General features: G+C 70.7%; 4 protein-coding genes. 3 read left to right on the top strand and 1 reads right to left on the bottom strand.

Annotated features, from left to right (window positions below):
* The first annotated feature begins 62 nt into the window (after positions 1–62).
* Both hprK and rapZ read left to right on the top strand, forming a co-directional pair.
* Positions 63–1,028, top strand: coding sequence for an HPr(Ser) kinase/phosphatase (gene hprK / locus D7X55_RS37310; RefSeq protein WP_120551843.1), 966 nt, complete (start codon positions 63–65; stop codon positions 1,026–1,028).
* Entirely contained in the window at positions 1,025–1,888 is an 864-nt protein-coding gene (gene rapZ / locus D7X55_RS37305; protein ID WP_121725515.1) for an RNase adapter RapZ, read from the top strand. The genes hprK and rapZ overlap by 4 nt, the downstream gene beginning before the upstream one ends.
* Before the next feature lie 31 nt (positions 1,889–1,919).
* On the opposite strand, the gene D7X55_RS37300 is transcribed toward rapZ, so the two are convergent.
* Positions 1,920–2,765 carry an imm11 family protein gene (locus tag D7X55_RS37300; protein ID WP_120551841.1) on the bottom strand — a complete coding sequence of 282 codons (846 nt, stop codon included), beginning with the start codon at positions 2,763–2,765 and terminating at the stop codon, positions 1,920–1,922.
* Between the two features lie 170 nt (positions 2,766–2,935).
* Here D7X55_RS37300 and D7X55_RS37295 point away from each other — a divergent pair.
* Positions 2,936–3,708: hypothetical protein (locus tag D7X55_RS37295; protein ID WP_147468517.1), on the top strand; the 773-nt coding region annotated here is incomplete at its 3' end.

Here is a 3,708-nt window from a genome sequence, read left to right as displayed (position 1 = left end):
GGGGCGGCGGACACGGTGCGGTTCACCTCCAGAGGCCGGTGGGTGATATCCAGGTCCCGACGATGAAATCCATTCGCATCTCCCAGCTCCTCGAGGACCAGGGCCACGACCTGCGGCTGACCCTGATGGCGGGCACCCAGGGGCTGGCGCGCACGGTGGACTCCTCGCGCATCCAGAAGCCGGGCCTGGCGCTGGCGGGCTTCATGGAGCACCTCCACCCGCACCGCGTCCAGGTCTTCGGCAACACCGAAATCTCCTACCTGGCCACCCTGCCGGAGGACGCGCAGCGAGCGTCGCTGGCCAAGCTCTTCAGCGAAGAAGACCTGGCGTGCGTGGTGGTCACCAAGGCGCTGGACGTGCCGCGCGCGCTGGTGGACGCCTGCGAGGCGGCGGGCCTGTCGCTGATGATGACGCCGCTGCTCTCCAGCGAGTTCATCCAGCGCGTGCAGAACTTCCTGGAGGACGCGCTCACGGAGTCCAGCAGCCTGCACGGCGTGCTCATGGACGTCTTCGGCGTGGGCATCCTGCTCCTGGGCAAGAGCGGCATCGGCAAGAGCGAGATCGCCCTGGACCTGGTGATGCGCGGCCACCGGCTGGTGGCGGACGACATCGTGGACGTGACCCGGAGGAAGGGGGCCGTCTACGGCGCGGGCAATCCGGTCATCAAGCACCACATGGAGATTCGCGGCCTGGGCATCATCAACATCAAGGACCTCTTCGGAGTGTCCGCCGTCCGGGAACAGAAGAAGATTGAGCTTGTGATCGAACTGCAGGAATGGGATCCGCACCAGGAGTACGACCGCCTGGGCGTGGAGGACAAGCACCTGCAGATCGTCGGCGTGGACATCCCGTTGTCGGTCGTCCCGGTGCGTCCTGGACGCAACATGGCCACCATCGTGGAGGTGGCCGCGCGCAACCAGTTGTTGAAGCTTCAGGGCCACCATTCGGCGCGAGAGTTCGCCGAGCGACTCAATCGAGCCATCGCCCAGGGGGCGATGCGCCGCACCTTGGGAGAAGAGGTCGAGTGACCGCCCCCGCGAAGCAGATCATCGTCATCACCGGCATGTCAGGTTCCGGCAAGTCCACCGCCATCCGTGCGCTGGAGGACGCCGGCTTCTTCTGCATCGACAACCTGCCGGTGCTCCTCCTGCCCAAGCTCACGGAGCTGGCGGGAGGCGGCAACATCGAGCGCATGGCGCTGGTGGTGGACGCGCGCGAGGGCGTCTTCCTCAAGGACGCGCCGCGCATCCTGGATGAGGTGCGCCGCGCGGGTCACCAGGTGGACGTGCTCTTCCTGGACGCCAGCGACGACAGCCTCATGCGCCGCTTCAGCGAGACGCGCCGCCGCCACCCGCTGGCCCCGGATGGCACGGTGGCGGAGGGCATCCACAAGGAGCGCGAGGCGCTGAAGGACCTGCGGGAGATGGCGGATCAGGTCATCGACTCGTCGGCGCTCAACGTGCACGACCTGAAGCGCATGGTGCAGGGGCGCTTCAGCCCGGAGCCCACGACGGGCCCCAGCCTGTCCATCATGTCCTTCGGCTACCGCTACGGCGTGCCGCCGCAGGCGGACCTCGTCTTCGACGTGCGCTTCCTGCCGAACCCGTACTTCGTGCCGGAGCTCAAGGGGCTCACGGGCAAGAACCCGAAGGTGTCCGGGTACGTGCTGGAGCGCGAGGAGACGCAAGCGTTCCTCGAGAAGGTCGTGGACCTCTGCCGCTTCCTGTTCCCGCGCTACCAGAAGGAGGGCAAGGCGTACCTCACGGTGGCGCTGGGGTGCACGGGCGGCAAGCACCGCTCGGTGGCGCTGGCGGCGGAGATGGTGCGCCGGCTGTCCGCGGACTACGGCCGCGTGCAGCTGTGGGACCGGGACATCGAGAAGGAGTAGCGCCCAGGCTCCGGAGCCTCCGGAGCCGGCGTCAGTGCCGGGTGTCCGTCACGGGCGTGAAGCGCGCGCCGGTGACGCCCTCCTTCTCCAGGGCCTCCTTCACGGCCTCGGAGACGACGAGGGTGACGGGCCAGCCCCAGGGGCGGAACACGCGGGCGCGGCCCACCTGGTCGGGGTCGATTCTCAGGCCCCGCACGGAGCGGTACTGGCCCTCGCGCGCGGGGACGCCGTCGCCGGGGCCGTAGCGGTGGATCTCCAGGCAGGCGGCCTCGTCCACGCAGCGGATGAGGCGCGTGGCGACGACGAGGAAGTACGGCTTCGGCTGGCCCTCGATGTTCACGGGGATGAGCTGCACGTCCTCGGGCGCCAGGCGCGCGAACACGGCGGCGACGCGCGGGTGCACCACGGGGGTGAGGCCCGCGCCCGCGAGGCTGAAGTCGAGCGGGGTGGCCCTCGCCTCGTTGGGGATGTGGAGCGGGCCGGGCGGGTCCACGGGGCGCCCGGCGGTGAACATCCACACGTCGCCCACCTCCTTGTCCTCCAGGTCCAGCGGGTCACCGGGTTCCCAGCGGTTGGGGGCGCGGAAGTCGTCGTGCAGGTCGTAGAAGCGGGTCTGCGTGGCGGCGGCGCGGCGGGACTTCTTGCGGTTGCCGGCGTGCGGGGCGGCCCCGTGCGCGACGATGCGCGCGGCCGGACGGCGGGGACGGCTGGTGCCATGCCGGGCGGCGGGCGAAGGCTCCTCCGCGACCGACGCGCGCGAGCGCCGGGGCGCGGCGGCTGCTTCGGTACCGCCGGGCAGGCTCTGCCGGTCCGGGGGGCTGCTTGCGGAGGGGCGGAGCCACAGCCGTCGCAGCGCGTTGGTGAGACGCCTGAACATCAAGCGATGTTACCCAAGCGCCTGCTGGAGGGGAGCCCCTACCGTGGTGCTTCCTCGCCCATTCTCAAGGCAGGCTGGCAGCCGGCCCGGTTTCCCGGGGGGAGAGGGCCTCCCGGGGGCCTGTTTCCCCCGTGGCCGGGCCGCGAGGGGCCATGCCATGGTCGGCGCCCATGACGACGCCGAGCCCGAGGTCCGAAGTCCCGGCCACGCCGGAAGCCGTGTTCGCCAGCCTGCTCCAGAAGCTGGGGGAGGCGGGTCGGGCGCCGGCCGGAGCGGCGGCTCAGCCAAGGACGCCGGAAGCGCTGGCGGCGGCCCTCTTCGACGTCGCGGGCAGGACGGGCGCGGCGATGTTCTCCGTCTGGGGGGCGGACGACACGGAGACGGCCGAGGACGAGGACGGATCCGACGCGGCCACGGGCGAGAGGGTGATCAACGCGGGCATCACGCTGTTCTTCATCCAGAAGGACTCGCCGGACCGGGTGGGGCTGCTGGGCACGGAGCGGGTCCCGGTGCGTCAGCCCATGGCGTACGAACTGTACCGGCCGCTGGGGAAGGCGCTGGCGGAGTACGCGAAGCGGGGAGCGGATCCGGTGATGCCGGACCGAGGCCGTGCGGTCTTCCCGGCGGGCGCGGCGGATCCGGACATCGAGTTCCGCGTGTCCTTCCGGGACACCGAGCTGGGCACCTGGACCACGGCGCTGGCGAGGGACCGGGAGGAGCGCCAAGCATACCCGAGCATCTCCAGCCTGCGGCTCTCCACCGAAGCGGCGACGTTCCTGAAGGGGCTCTTCAACCGCCTGGACCCGTCGCTGTTCAACGGTCAGGTGGTGCTGCTCACGGGAGCCTCCAGCACGGGCCGCAGCACGACCCTGCGCGCGGTGATGGACGCGCTGCCCGACAACGTGCACGCACTGGCGGCATTGGAGGAGCCGAAGGGTGGGCC

Source organism: Corallococcus sp. AB049A (assembly GCF_003668885.1).
Taxonomy (GTDB): Bacteria; Myxococcota; Myxococcia; order Myxococcales; family Myxococcaceae; genus Corallococcus; species Corallococcus interemptor.
This window is presented reverse-complemented; position numbering and strand designations above follow the sequence as displayed.

What these genes read in the sequence shown, in the direction of transcription:
- hprK (WP_120551843.1), top strand. Translation starts at nt 63, where the DNA reads ATGAAATCCATTCGCATCTCCCAGCTCCTCGAGGACCAGGGCCACGAC.
- D7X55_RS37300 (WP_120551841.1), bottom strand. Translation starts at nt 2,765, where the DNA reads ATGTTCAGGCGTCTCACCAACGCGCTGCGACGGCTGTGGCTCCGCCCC.